A 12203-nucleotide genomic window follows, 5' to 3' on the forward strand; every position below is an offset into this window, starting at 1 on the left:
GCCGCCGCCGCCGAAGCCGCCGCCACCGCCGCCGCCCTGCCGCTGGGTCTTGTTGACCTTGGCGGTGGCGTTGCGCAGCGACGGGCCGACCTCGTCGACCTCGATCTCGAAGACGGTGCGCTTCTCACCCTCGCGGGTCTCGTAGGAGCGCTGCTTGAGACGTCCCTGCACGATCACCCGCATGCCGCGCTGCAGGGTCTCGGCCACGTTCTCGGCCGCCTGCCGCCAGACGTTGCAGGTCAGGAACAGCGCCTCGCCGTCCTTCCAGTCGTTCGACTGACGGTCGAAGAACCGCGGGGTCGACGCCATGCGGAAGGACGCGACCGCCTGGCCGCTCGGTGTGAAGCGCAGATTCGGGTCCTCGACGAGGTTCCCGACCATCGTGATTACGGTGTCGCCTGCCATGGGGCTCGCTCCGGCTGCTGAGAGGGCTGAGCCAGGCTCAGTGGACCTCGGGGCGGATGACCTTGGTACGGAGAATCGACTCGCTCAGGTTGAGCTGCCGGTCGAGCTCCTTGACCGTGGCAGGCTCAGCCGACAGGTCGACCACCGCGAAGATGCCTTCGGACTTCTTCAGGATTTCGTACGCCAGGCGCCGGCGGCCCCAGACGTCGACCTTCTCCACGCTGCCGCCGCCGTCCTTGACGACCTGCAGGAACGGGTCGAGCGCGGTGTTCGCGGTGCGCTCGTCGATGGCGGGGTCGAGAATGGCCATGAGTTCGTAACGACGCATGCTGGTCCCTACCTCCTCTGGACTGGTGCGGTCACGGTCTCTCCGTGACAGGAGGGCTGTTGCGTCCCCCGCGGCGGCGCCGGACCCCGGATCGCCGGGCGCACCTGCCGCGAGACCGGTACAGGCTACCAACAGTTGGCAGCGTAAGAGCCGGTTCCGGCAGCCGGCCGCCGCCGGCCGTCAGCGTCTTGCCGCCGGGTGGGGCGTCCGGGTACAGCGGCGGCGTTCCAGTTCGGCCATGATGTCGGCCATGCGGGCGCGCATGCGGCCCGTCTGGGTCGTCAGCATCGACAGCTCCTCCACGAGCTCCGCGTCGCCGATGAGCCCCAGCTCCGCTTCGGTCACGGTGTGCACCTCCTGCTCTCCCCGCTTCCCCTCGGGGGACGGACCCGAGCCGGTGTACTCGAATCTGTGTTCGACTCTACCGGGTGCCGCCGACATTTCCGCGCGCCCGCGCCGGTTGATCTTCGTCCCGGCTGGGCATTCCTTTACCCACATGGTCCGTCCGGTCCCGCGTACACCGTGTGCCCCAAGGCGCGGGAGCCACGACCTGGAGGAGGGTCCCGATGCCACAGGAGGCAACCGACGCGGGCCGGCAGCCCGCCGTCCGCAGCCGAGCGGAGGCAGAGCCGCATCGGCGGCAGGACGTGCTCGCGGTGGTCGCCGTCACCATCGGGATCGCCGCGCTGATCCTGGGCTGGATCCCGGCGACGCACTTCTTCGGCTCGGTCTTCGGCGCCGTCGGCCTGCCGGTCGCGCTGTACTCCCAGATGGTCTCGGCGACGACGAACGAGCGCTGGCTGAACGTGATCGGCATGATCGCCGCGTTCGTCGGCGGCGGCTTCGCGCTGAGCAACGGCGGCTTCTCCATCTGACGCGTCCCGCGCGATCCGCCTGTGCGTCGCGCGCGATCCGCCTGTGCGTCGCGCGCGATCGACCTGACGCGTCCCGCGTGATCGGCGCCCGTGTTGTCGCAGGGCGCGGATAGTCTCGTGGGCATGCGCATCGGAGCCCACGTCGACCAGCACAACCCGCTCGACAACGCCCGCGCGGTCGGGGCGGACGTCGTCCAGTTCTTCCTGGGCGACCCGCAGGGCTGGAAGAAGCCCGTCCTGCCCGAGGGCGTCGAGGCGCTGGCGGGTTCCGGCGTGGACGTCTACGTGCACGCCCCGTACACGATCAACGTGGCGACGTCCAACAACCGGATCCGGATCCCGAGCCGCAAGAACCTCACGCAGCAGCTGGAGGCGGCGGCGTCCATCGGCGCGAAGGCGCTGATCGTGCACGGCGGGCACGTCCTGAAGGACGACGATCCGGAGGACGGCTTCGAGAACTGGCGCAAGGTGTTCGAGCGGGTCGAGTGCCCGATCCCGGTCTACATCGAGAACACCGCGGGCGGCGGGAACGCCATGGCCCGCAAGTTCGACCGGATCGCCCGGCTGTGGGAGGTCCTGTCCGGAGTCCCGGGGCTGGACTCCAAGCTCGGCTTCTGCCTCGACACCTGCCACGCGCACGCGGCGGGGGAGGAGCTGGTCGACGCCGTCGACCGGATCAAGGCCATTACCGGCCGCGTCGACCTCGTGCACTGCAACGACAGCCGGGACGCGTTCGGATCGGGCGCCGACCGGCACGCCAACCTGGGCGGCGGCAGCATCGACCCGGAGCTGATCCTCGGCGTGGTCAGGGCCGCCGGCGCGCCGGTGGTGGTGGAGACGCCGGCGGCGGGTCAGGCCGACGACATTTCCTGGTTGCGCTCGAAGCTCTGACGAAGCAGAGTCACTGGTCCGGGGAACCGTCGCGGCCGGTGCGGCATCTAATCGAACGAGCCACACTGGCATAATCCGGAATCCAGCCCCCAGCGCACGCGCGTTCTCCGGCGGCGGCGCGCGAACCGATCGGGATGCACATGGCACAGCCCCCTTACGACCCCTACGGCTACGGACAGCAGGACCCCTACGGCCAGCACTACTCGCAGCCTCCGGCGGTGCAGCACCACTACTACGGCGGCGGGCCGCCGGTGGTCCCGCGCAACAACGGCATGGCCGTGGCGTCCATGGTGCTGGGCATCATCGGGTTCGTCACGTGCGGCGTGGTGATCTTCTCCGTGGGCGCCGTCATCTTCGGGCATGTCGCGCAGAGCCAGATCAAGCGCACCGGTGAGGGCGGCCACGGCATGGCCGTCGCGGGGCTCATCCTGGGCTACTTCTTCGCCGTGCTCGGCCTGATCTACTGGATCGTCGTCGTGGGGATCTACGGCGCGGCGATCTGGAGCCTCAACCAGGAACCGACCACGTACTGACCGGCCGGTCTCCGCTCAGGCGAGCCGGGGGACGCCCGCCACCTCGACACCGACGCTCGGCATCAGAGCCGTCATGGGGGTGCGGGCGTTTCGTCATGCCCTGACCGCCCCAGCGTCCACGCCCAGGACCGCTCGCCACTGGTAGCCGCCCGGCTTCCGGCGTCCCGCGAGCAGTTCGATCCTTGCCGCCTTGACACGGTACCGGCGTCGCTTCTATTCTCTCGATATCAGAGAGGCTCAAGTATCGAGCAACTCTGGGAGCGAGGTAGTTGCCCGATTCCGAAAGGAACACAGAGATGAACACCACGCCCACCGCCGAGACCGCCCCCACCGTCGAGACCGCGCGCGTCCAGGCCCACTACGAGACCGTCAAGAAGCTCGGCCACTGGACGGCCGACCGCCGCTTCGAGGTGCGCGCCCGCCGCGGCATGGTCGTCCTCGACCTGCGCTCGCCGCGGATCCCGGACGGCGACATCGAGATCGAGGTCGACCTCGACCACGCGATGGTCAAGCTGCTCGTCCCGCAGGACGCCCGCATCGACCACTGGGACCTGCGCTACACCGGCCGCGGCCGCGTCAAGGACTGGACGGGCGAGAACGGCGGCGGCCGCACCGTCCGCCTCACCGGCGACGTCCGGCACGGGGAGATCCGCGTCCACCGCGGCGGCGTCGCCACCCTGTCCGCGATGTTCTCCCGCGAGTTCGTCCAGGACGCCCGCCGCGCCCGCCGCGAAGGCACCACCCCCACCATCGCCGACCCGTCCTACGAAGACTGACCCACAGCCCCCGAGGCCCGTCCCACCGACCCGGGACGGGCCTCGCCTAATGTCGGGCTTGAGTCTCCAGTGGGTGGAGGCCGCAAGGTGAGGGACATGGACGGCGACGCCTTGTACACGATCGGGGAGCTGGCGAACCGCACCGGGCTTTCGGTGCGGACGATCCGGTTCTACTCCGACGAAGGCGTCGTGCCGCCCACCTGCCGTACCGAAGCCGGCTACCGGCTGTACGACGCGGAGGCCGCCGCGCGCCTGGACCTCGTCCGGACGCTGCGGGATCTCGGTGTCGACCTCGGCACGATCCAGCGGGTGCTGGAGCGCGAGATCGGCGTCGGGGAGGTCGCTTCGGCGCACGCGGAGGCGCTGGACGTGCAGATCCGGACGCTCCGGCTGCGCCGGGCCGTGCTGCGGGCGGTCGCCAAACGCGGATCCACCCCGGAGGAGATCGAAATCATGCACAAGCTCGCCCGGCTGTCCGACGAGGAGCGCCGGCGGATCATCACCGACTTCATCGACGAGTCGTTCGCCGGACTCGACCTGGACCCCGGTTTCGAGGCGAAGATGCGGTCCGCGCTGCCGGAGCTGCCCGACGACCCCGAACCCGAGCAGGTCGACGCCTGGGTCGAACTGGCCGAGCTGGTCGGCGACCCGGACTTCCGGGCGGCGGTGCGGCGGATGGCCGAGTACCAGGCCGCCGACCTGGAGAAGGGCACCTATCCGGACGACCCGGCGCAACTCGGCCAGCTGACGGGCGAGAAGATCGCCGCGGCGATCGCGGACGGGATCGAGCCCCGTTCGGACGCCGCCCGTCCCATCGTCGACGAGCTGGTGGCCGCCTACGCGGAGGCCTTCGGCGCCGCGGACGACGCCGGGTTCCGGCGCGAGCTGCGGCGGCGGACGGAGGTCGGTACCGACCGGCGCGCGGAACGGTACTGGCAGCTGATCGCCACCATCAACGGCTGGCCGGTCTGGCCCGCCATGACCCCGTCGTTCGAATGGTTCGTCGAGGCCCTGCGCGACTAGGTCTTCGCGGCTAGGTCCGCACTGGGACGCCGGCGAGGTGGGCACCGCGCCGGCGTCCCAGGGCGACCACATCCGTGGCTCCGTCGAGGACGCCGCCGGCCGGGTCGTCGATCCCGTCCGCCCGGACCGAGTCCATGGACGGACGCAGAATGTCCAGCACCACCAGCGCCGCCAGCAGCAGGACGGTCGCGAACCGGGCGAGCAGCGCCAGCGAGTAGACGTCCTGGCTGATGCCGCCCTCCGGCGCGTCCAGGCTCAGCACCGCCGACACCGTCCCGGACAGGTCGGCGCCCGGCGTCTGGCCGGACACCGACAGCAGGAACCACCAGATGCCGAAGAAGTAGGCGATCTCGCCGAGCTGCCAGACGACGAACGCGGGCAGCTTCGGACGCGCCAGCACCGCGAGCGGCAGCAGCCACAGGACGTACTGCGGCGACCAGACCTTGTTCGGCAGCATGAACGCGACCAGCACGAGGAACATCAGCTGCGGCAGCCGCGGGCGGCGCGGCGCGGCCAGCGCGAGGACGGCGATCCCGGCGGCCAGGACCAGGAACGTTCCCGTGCCGAGGAGGTTGAGCTCGTCGGTGTCGGACGCGGGCCCGTCCAGCCCGTGGTTCTGCAGCACGAAGAAGATCGAGCCCCAGTCGATGCCGCGCTCCTGGCTGAAGGTGTAGAACTCCTTCCAGCCGTCCCACGCGAAGACCATCACGGGCACGTTGACGAGCAGCCAGGCACCGGCGGTGCCGGCGAGCATCCGCGCCATGGCGCCCCACCGCCCCGCCCGGACGCACAGCAGAACGAGCGGACCGAGGAACAGCAGCGGATAGAACTTCGCCGCGATCGCCAGGCCGAGGAGGGCGCCCGCGAGCGCCGGGCGGCGCGCCGACCAGGCGGCGAGCGCCAGCGCCGACAGCGCCACCGCGAGCAGGTCCCAGTTGATGTAGGCGGTGAGCAGCAGTGCGGGCGACAGCGCCACCATCAGGCCGGCGCGCAGCGAGCGCCGTCCCGCGACGTAGGCGGTGGCGAGGACGGCGACGATCGCGAGGACGGCCAGGAGCAGCGCCGTGACGTTGTAGAACGCCATCCCGCGCTCGTCCACCCCGAACGGCTTGACCAGCCACGCGACCAACTGCATGAAGGCGCCGCTCAGCACCGGGTACTCGACGTGGTGGAGGTCGGAGCCGCTGAACGAGTCGAAGTACGGGACCTTCCCGTCGCTCAGCCCGCGCACGTAGTAGAGCGGATAGATGTCGGTGTAGCAGGCGTTCGACGTCGTCTTGAGGAAGTCGAACCGCACCGACGCGCACGGCTGCTTCTGCAGCCAGCCGAGCAGGCACACCAGCGCGGTGAGGCCCGTCAGCACCGGCGCGAGCCGCGCCAGCCGGCCGGGCGCGTCCGCCGGGTCGCGGTCGGCGGACATCATGAGCCTCTCGGTAGACGACGACATGGACAGCAAGACTATTCGCCGTTGCCCGGTATCGATCAAGAGCGGACGGGGAACGGCCCGGAACCGCCGCCGGTTCCGGGCCGTCCATCCGTCGCGGGACGTGCCGCTAGTCGTTGTTGCGGGCCGGGTCCTCCTGGCGGCAGGCGGGGTGGTTGCGGTGCGCCTGTTGCGCGCACCACCAGGACTTGTCCCCTTCGGGGGGCAGGTTCGGGTTGCAACCCGCCGGGAGACCGATCTGGTTGCAGGGCACGTCCCCGTTGCCCGGGTTCGTCGGGGTGTTCGTCGGCTTCGGCGACTCCGGCGCGCAGCCCGGCTGCTGCTGGTTCTGCTGCTGGTTCTGCTGCTGGCCGGGCGGGCAGGTCGGCGTGTTGGTCGGCGACGGGGACGTGGACGTGGTGGGCGCCGGCTTCGCCTTCGCCCACGGGGCCAGCGTGCCGCCGTTGACCGGCGGCGGGAACGGGGTGATCTCCTTGCCGTCCAGCGCCTTCGTCATGAAGGTCTTGAACAGCTCGGCCGGGAGCGTACCACCGTAGACCTGGCTGTAGTTGCCGACGCCGACCAGCGACTTGCGCTTCTCGCCCTTCTGCCGCCACACCGCCACCGACGTCACGAGCTCCGGCGTGAATCCGACGAACCACGCCGACTTGTTCTCGTCGGTGGTACCGGTCTTACCGGCGACGGGACGGGCGCCGAGGCTCGCCCGCGTACCGGTACCGGACTGGACGACGGCCCGCAGCGCGGAGATGGCGTCCGCCGCGACTCCCTCGTCGAAGGCCTCCGTGGGCTTCTGGTAGGGCAGCTTCTCCAGCGGCTTGTTCTCGTTGTTCACGATCGAGTGGCCCTCGTTGTTCGTGATCTTGGAGATCACGTGGGCCTGCCGGTGCTTGCCGCCCGCCGGGAACGTCGAGTACACCGACGCCATCGTGACCGGGGTCGCGTCGATGACGCCCAGCGGAAGCGACGTGATGTCGTCCTTCAGGTTCTGGGTGGTCGCGGGGATGCCCATCTTCTTGGCCATGTCCACGACGTTGGACAGCTGGACCTTCTGCCCCAGCTCGACGTAGGCCGTGTTGATCGACTTCTCGGTCATCTGCTTGAGGTTGTAGACGCCGTTCTCCGAGCGGCTGTCGTTGGTGAACGTCGCACCGTTGATCGTCCGCTTGTACGAGCCGTCCATCGTCGTCTTCAGGCTGATGCCCTGGTCGAGGGCGGTGGCGAGCACGATCGGCTTGAACGACGAACCCGGCTGCACGCTGCCCTGGAAGGAGTTGTCGAACTGCTGCTTGCGGTAGTCCGGGCCGCCGTAGGCGGCGACCACCCCGCCCGTCTTCGGGTCGACGGCGGCGAGCCCGAACTTGATCTGGCTGTTGAGTCCGTTGTCCTTGCGGATCTTGTTGACGGCCTTGTTCGTGTAGTCCTGCAGATCCTTGCGGAACGTGGTCTGGATCTTCAGGCCGCCGAACTCAAGCCGGTTCTCGTCGATGCCGAGCGTCTTCAGCTCGGCGATGACGCGGTCCTGCAGGTAACCGGCGTTCGGGTCGTCCGGGGCGTCGGACCACTGCTTCTGCGTCTGCGGGAACTTCGCCTGCGCGCGCTTGCCCGAGTCCATCCAGCCCTGGCTGACCATCCCGTCCAGGACGTAGTTCCAGCGGTTGATCAGCGCCTGCTTGGCCGGGTTGGACGCCGGGCCGTAGGTGGCGAAGTAGTTCGGCCGCTGGATCATCGCGGCGAGCATCGCCGCCTGGTACTCGTTGATCTCGGTGACCGGCTTGTGGAAGTAGGCGCGCGACGCCGCCTGCACGCCGTACGACCGGCGCCCGAAGGGGACGGTGTTGAGGTACAGCTCAAGGATCTTCTTCTTGTCCCACTCCTTGCCCATCCGGACGGAGATGAGGATCTCCTTGAACTTGCGGCTGACCGTCCGGTCCTGGCTGAGGTTGGCGAAGTAGTTCCGGGCCAGCTGCTGGGTGATCGTCGAGGCGCCCGCGACCTCCCCGCCGGTCGCGGCGCGGTAGAACGCGCCGGCGATGCCGGTCGGCGAGATGCCGGGCTCGTGCCAGAAGTTGCGGTCCTCCGCGGCGAGGACCGCGTTCTGGACGTGCTGCGGGACGTCCTTGAGCGGGATGTCCTCGCGGTGGGTGCCGATGCGGGCGAGCGTCGACCCGTCCGCGTAGGTGATCACCGACTCCTGGCGGAGCGCGTCCTGCTGCTTCTTGGTCGGCACCGGAGTGTTGGCGTAGGCGACGACGACGAGCGTGGCCATGCCGAGGATGAGCACGCTGACGACGGCGACGGTGATCTTCCAGGACGGGACGTAGCGCCGCCAGCCGGTCTTCTGGTCCGGGTCGTCCGGGCGCTTCTTCTCGCGCCGGCCGCGTCCCTCGTCGCCCCAGAAGCCGTCGCCCCCGCCGCCGGGACCGCCCGGCCCGCCGGGACCACCTGGGCCGCCGCCGCCCGGGCCGCCGGGCCTGCCGGGTCCGCCGGGGCCGCCCGGGCCGCCGGGTCCGCGTCCGCCCTGGCCGGGGCCGCCCGGACCGCCGGGTGCGCCCGGACCGCCGGGTCCGGGCCTGCCGCCGCCGGGCCGGCCGGTGCCGCCCGAGCGCATGGACGCGGGCGCGCCGCGGCGCCGGCCTCCGCCGGAGCCGCCCATCCTCGCGGGCCCGCCGGAACGTCCGCCCGTCCTGCCGCCAGAGCGCGGCGGACCCCCGCGCTGCCCGCCGGAAGGTGTGCCGGAAGAGCCGGGGCGGGGGGAGCCCCTCCGGCCAGAGCCCTCTCCGAAGTCCGGTCCGTATCGGCTTGAGTCACTCACGCGTCGGCCTCATCAACTGGGGTACGGCTATGCGTCGTCCGAGCGTACTGTGCCCCTGGTGCGGCGGGGGCAGATGAGGCGATGCTCGCCCTCTCCGGCACCGGCGGACGCACCCGGACGGGGCCGCCGGCGTGCGGCAATTCACGAAGATGCTTCATGTCACACCCCCACCTTCACTGGACGGTTCGGTTCGCACGGGTCCGCCGGTTCATTCCGGCCGTTCATTCCGGCGGCCTTGACAACGGCAGCAGAGGACCGGAGTTCTGCGGGGTGGCGCCGCGGCCGTTCCCGCCACCGCCGCCCCGGTTGCGGCAGGCAGGATCGCCCTTATGGACCTGGCACCACCACCGCGGCGGCGGATTGCTCGGCGGCTTGTTCGGGTCGCAGTTGCCGTTCTGGAACGGCGACTGGCACGGCGGCAGGTTGCCCTGGTTCCCGCCGTCGCCGCCGCCGTCGCCCTGGCAGCGCGGGTCGAACTTGCCGATCGGGGTGTTGCACCACGGCGGCCGCTTGTCCTTCTTCTTCGCCGGCGGCTTCGCCCACTTCTGCACGATCCCGCCCCACGCGGGCGGCGGGAACGCCTCGTGGTCCATGCCCTTCAGCGACTTCGACATGTAGGACCGCCAGATGCGGGCGGGGATCGTGCCGCCCTCCACCTCGCCGATCTGCGGCAGGATCACCGACTTCTTCTTGCCGTCCGGGCCGGTCGCGTCGTTGTAGATCGTCACCGCCGTCGAGACCTGCGGGACATAGCCGATGAACCACGACGACACGTTGCGGTCGGTGGTACCGGTCTTGCCCGCGGCCTGCCGTCCGTCCGGCAACTGCGCGGCCGTCGCCGTACCGCCCTTGACGACCTGCTGCATCGCGTAGGTGGCGTCCGCCGCGACCTTCTCGCTGAAGACGCGGTGCTTCTCCCACTTCGGCTTCAGCCGGACCGTCTTGTTGTCGGACTCCTTGACCGTCCGGATCACATGCGGCTGGTGGTACACGCCGCCGCTGGCGAACACCGCGTAGCCGCTCGCCTGCTCGATCGGCCGGATGTTGTTGACGCCCAGCGCGAGGTTCAGGCAGCACTTGTGCGGTTCCAGCAGGTCGGGCGCGATGCCGGCGTCGGTCTCGGTCTTGATCGCCTCTTCGATGCCGACCTTGCCCATCAGCTGGAGGAACGCGGTGTTCACCGAGTCCTTCGTCGCCGTGATCAGGTTGATCGCCGGGCCCACGTCATGGCTGTTCGGGACGATCACGGCCTTCGGATCGTCCTTGGACACCACGCTGCCGTCCGGGCCGATCGGCGTCTTCGACCGTCCCTCGACCATGCTCTTCAGGCTGTAGTTCTGCTTCAGCGCCGTCGCGAGGACGTACGGCTTCATCGCCGACCCCGCCTGCGCCGAGCCCTGCCACACGTTGTTGAACGACTGCTGCAGGTAGTCGGGACCGCCGTAGAACGCGACGACCTCGCCGTTCGCGGAGTTCACCGACACCAGGCCCACGCGGATCTTCTTCTTCGCGAGCTTCTTCGGGTTCACCTGCGGGACGGTCTTCTCGGCCGCCTGCCTGGCCATCGCCATCTTCTTGCGGTCGAACGTCGTGTAGACCCGCAGGCCCTTGGTCGTCAGCTCCTTGCTGTCGATCTTCTTCCGGCTGAGCTCCTCCTTGGCGCGCATCAGCATGTAGCCGCGCTGGCCGCCGAAGAGGTCGGAGGTGCCCGCCTTCCTGATCTTGGGAAGGTGCTGCATGTACTTGTCGGCGTCGGCCTGGCTGAGCTTGCCCATCGAGACCATGCCCTTGAGGGTGTACTGGTACCTCGCGGTCACGTACGCCTGGTTGGCCTTGTCCGCCGGATCCCGGTTGGCGTTCTGGATGATGCCGCCGAGGAGGGCCCCCTGGTCCGGCGTGAGCTCCCACACGTCCTTGCCGAAGTACTCGCGGGACGCCGCCTGGATGCCGTAGGTGTCGCGGCCGAAGTAGATCGTGTTCAGGTAGAGCTTGAGGATCTCGTTCTTGGAGTGCTCGTCCTCCAGCTTCACCGAGATGAACAGCTCCTGGAACTTCCGGCTGACCGTCCGGTTGTTCGGGTCGGAGTAGTAGTTCTTCGCCAGCTGCTGGGTGATGGTGGACCCGCCGCCCGACCCGCCGGTCAGGTTGTCCCACACCGCGCGCGTCGTGCCCTTGACCGAGAACCCCGGGTCGGTGCGGAAGCTGCGGTTCTCCGCCGCGAGCACCGCGTCCTGGACGTGCGCCGGGACCTTGTCCAGCTCGACGCTCTGCCGCTTCTTGCCGATCCGGCCGATCTCGGTGCCGTCGGTGTAGTAGAAGATCGACGCCTGGTCCTCGACGCCGGCGACCGTCGGCTCCTTCGGCGTCGGCGTGTTCGTGTACGCGACCCAGATCAGCGTGATGAACGCCGCGAAGCCGAGCCCGCAGACGCCGGCCACGATCTTCCAGGACGGGATGAACCGCCGCCATCCCGTCTGCCGGGACTGCAGATGACCGAGGAACCCCTTCTTCGGAGGGGGTCCCTGCCGTCCGGGCCCGCCCGGACGTCCAGGCCCACCGGGACCGCCGGGACCGCCGGGACCGCCCGGACCGCCTGGTCCACCCGGTCCGCCTGATCGGCTGGCGGCGCGGGTTCCGTTGCTCCGGAACTTCGCGCTCACCTTCGACCCGAGGCCCTGCCCGGCCTTCCCGAGCTCACCGAGCTTCTCGCGGACCCCCGGCTTGGGAGGGGCGCCGGCCATGCCGGGCGCGCCGCCCATCCCGAAGGCGCCCGGTGCCCCGGCTCCACCCGCGACACCGCCCATACCGGGCGCGTTGGGGGGACCGGCGACTCCCGGCATGCCAGGCCCGCCTTGAGGCCTCATCCCGCCCTGCGGACCAAAGCCACCCTGCGCGCCGAAGCCACCCGCACCGGGCCCATTCGGGCCACCAGGCCCACCAGGCCCACCCGGGGCACCGGGCCCACCCGGCATGCCGGGACCGCTCGGCGCACCCGGCCCGCCTACCCCGGGCCCACCCGCCATGCCGGGGCCACCTGGAGCACCGGGCCCACCTGGAGCACCGGGGCCGCCTGGCGCGCCGAAGCCGCCCGTACCGAAGCCGCCCGGTGCGCCGGG

Annotated in this window: 11 protein-coding genes; 5 read left to right on the top strand and 6 right to left on the bottom strand. The window is 70.1% G+C overall.

All coding sequences use genetic code 11. The features are described from left to right. From E1293_RS36870 to E1293_RS47975, 3 genes are all read right to left on the bottom strand, one after another. The coding region (locus tag E1293_RS36870) for a single-stranded DNA-binding protein (protein WP_132203062.1) at positions 1 to 405 on the bottom strand (405 nt) is incomplete at its 3' end. A gap of 37 nt (positions 406 to 442) precedes the next feature. Then, positions 443 to 733 carry a 30S ribosomal protein S6 gene (gene rpsF, locus E1293_RS36875; protein ID WP_132203064.1) on the bottom strand — a complete coding sequence of 97 codons (291 nt, stop codon included), beginning with the start codon at positions 731 to 733 and terminating at the stop codon, positions 443 to 445. 180 nt (positions 734 to 913) lie between these two features. Then, complete coding sequence (locus tag E1293_RS47975) at positions 914 to 1078, bottom strand: hypothetical protein (RefSeq protein ID WP_165978556.1); 165 nt, start codon at positions 1076 to 1078, stop codon at positions 914 to 916. A 221-nt stretch (positions 1079 to 1299) separates the two neighbouring features. Between E1293_RS47975 and E1293_RS36880 the strand changes: the two genes are divergently transcribed. The 5 genes from E1293_RS36880 to E1293_RS36900 all read left to right on the top strand — a co-directional run bounded on the left by E1293_RS36880 (position 1300) and on the right by E1293_RS36900 (position 4831). Next, positions 1300 to 1608, top strand: coding sequence for a hypothetical protein (locus tag E1293_RS36880; RefSeq protein ID WP_132203066.1), 309 nt, complete (start codon positions 1300 to 1302; stop codon positions 1606 to 1608). A gap of 123 nt (positions 1609 to 1731) precedes the next feature. Further along, entirely contained in the window at positions 1732 to 2499 is a 768-nt protein-coding gene (locus E1293_RS36885) for a deoxyribonuclease IV (RefSeq protein WP_132203068.1), read from the top strand. Between the two features lie 140 nt (positions 2500 to 2639). Continuing rightward, positions 2640 to 3032 carry a DUF4190 domain-containing protein gene (locus E1293_RS36890; protein WP_132203070.1) on the top strand — a complete coding sequence of 131 codons (393 nt, stop codon included), beginning with the start codon at positions 2640 to 2642 and terminating at the stop codon, positions 3030 to 3032. 296 nt (positions 3033 to 3328) lie between these two features. Further along, complete coding sequence (locus E1293_RS36895) at positions 3329 to 3808, top strand: hypothetical protein (RefSeq protein WP_132203072.1); 480 nt, start codon at positions 3329 to 3331, stop codon at positions 3806 to 3808. Between the two features lie 96 nt (positions 3809 to 3904). Next, complete coding sequence (locus E1293_RS36900; protein WP_132203074.1) at positions 3905 to 4831, top strand: MerR family transcriptional regulator; 927 nt, start codon at positions 3905 to 3907, stop codon at positions 4829 to 4831. 10 nt (positions 4832 to 4841) lie between these two features. Here E1293_RS36900 and E1293_RS36905 read toward each other — a convergent pair whose 3' ends face one another. From E1293_RS36905 to E1293_RS36915, 3 genes are all read right to left on the bottom strand, one after another. Beyond that, positions 4842 to 6278: a glycosyltransferase family 87 protein gene (locus E1293_RS36905; RefSeq protein WP_243717093.1), complete on the bottom strand. Its 1437-nt coding sequence runs from the start codon at positions 6276 to 6278 to the stop codon at positions 4842 to 4844. A 106-nt stretch (positions 6279 to 6384) separates the two neighbouring features. Beyond that, positions 6385 to 8928, bottom strand: a complete 2544-nt coding sequence (locus E1293_RS36910; RefSeq protein WP_279473325.1) for a transglycosylase domain-containing protein — start codon at positions 8926 to 8928, stop codon at positions 6385 to 6387. Between the two features lie 380 nt (positions 8929 to 9308). Beyond that, complete coding sequence (locus E1293_RS36915; protein WP_132203076.1) at positions 9309 to 11891, bottom strand: transglycosylase domain-containing protein; 2583 nt, start codon at positions 11889 to 11891, stop codon at positions 9309 to 9311. Positions 11892 to 12203: the final 312 nt, after the last annotated feature.

The organism is Actinomadura darangshiensis (genome assembly GCF_004349235.1).
Taxonomy (GTDB): Bacteria; Actinomycetota; Actinomycetes; order Streptosporangiales; family Streptosporangiaceae; genus Spirillospora; species Spirillospora darangshiensis.